The organism is Vibrio sp. S9_S30 (assembly GCF_014694455.1).
Taxonomy (GTDB): domain Bacteria; phylum Pseudomonadota; class Gammaproteobacteria; order Enterobacterales; family Vibrionaceae; genus Vibrio.
Window position 1 is genome coordinate 1 of the sequence record NZ_JAAUWT010000107.1, and the last position, 846, is coordinate 846.

At 42.8% G+C, this 846-nt stretch carries 1 protein-coding gene; it reads right to left on the minus strand.

Going from position 1 to position 846, the window contains the following annotated elements:
* Nucleotides 1–349: 349 nt before the first annotated feature.
* On the minus strand, nucleotides 350–703 hold the full coding sequence (locus tag HC752_RS24285) for a hypothetical protein (RefSeq protein WP_190337743.1): 354 nt from the start codon (nucleotides 701–703) through the stop codon (nucleotides 350–352).
* Nucleotides 704–846 lie beyond the last annotated feature (143 nt).

Here is an 846-nt window from a genome sequence, read left to right on the forward strand (position 1 = left end):
ACCAGACCACAAAACCAAAAACACCAACTCTGTCGATAATTCAGGAAAACGAACCGATAGCCAAGCTTCGAAATTCAGTGAATCCAATTAGTTCTGAAAGCTTTCAGCAACTTGGTTTGCCGAGAATTTCCCACTTTGGATATGGTTGAGGAATCGAACTTTCCAGCACTGATGCCAGCAACTTTCGAAAGCCTTACAACCCTTGAATTTTCAAAGCGCTATAACGCCATGTTAAGGGGTGAGCAACGCAACACTGGAGCCGCTGCATACCACCTTAATCACCTAAATCAACGCATAGTAAAAACGCCATGCGTTGCGAATCCCTCTTGAACAGTTTGTTATGTGAATTCTATGGGTTGTACACTTTTTCTGCTTGCCAATCTAGGATTGATAGCCCCATTTCAAGTGCCATGTTTCCTACGGTTGGAAACGCTTCCTCAACCTTGGAAAAGCTAAATCCGATTACAGGAGCCTTTACCTTAAAGTTGTTAATCAGCGGACCATCACACCAAACTCCATTGTCGATTTCATCATCAGATAAACTACATAGACAAGGGTAAATACCTGTAACTTTGTCGTGAAATTCCTGAAATATAGGCTGAACTTCTTCCAACTCAACTTCAGTTAATGGATTAACCAAATCGACTGCTTCCGCGAAGTCCTCTGGAAGAGGGAAGTTTACCACCGCAATGTTGTAACTCATTTTATACTCCACTCACATAACGCCAGCTTAAACCGCAGACAACGCACAAATCAAGCCGCTGCACTGCGCCTTAAACACTAAAATTACCGCAAACCAAAAATGCCACGCGTTGTTTGTCGGTTTGAAGCTTTTGTTAGAGCGAT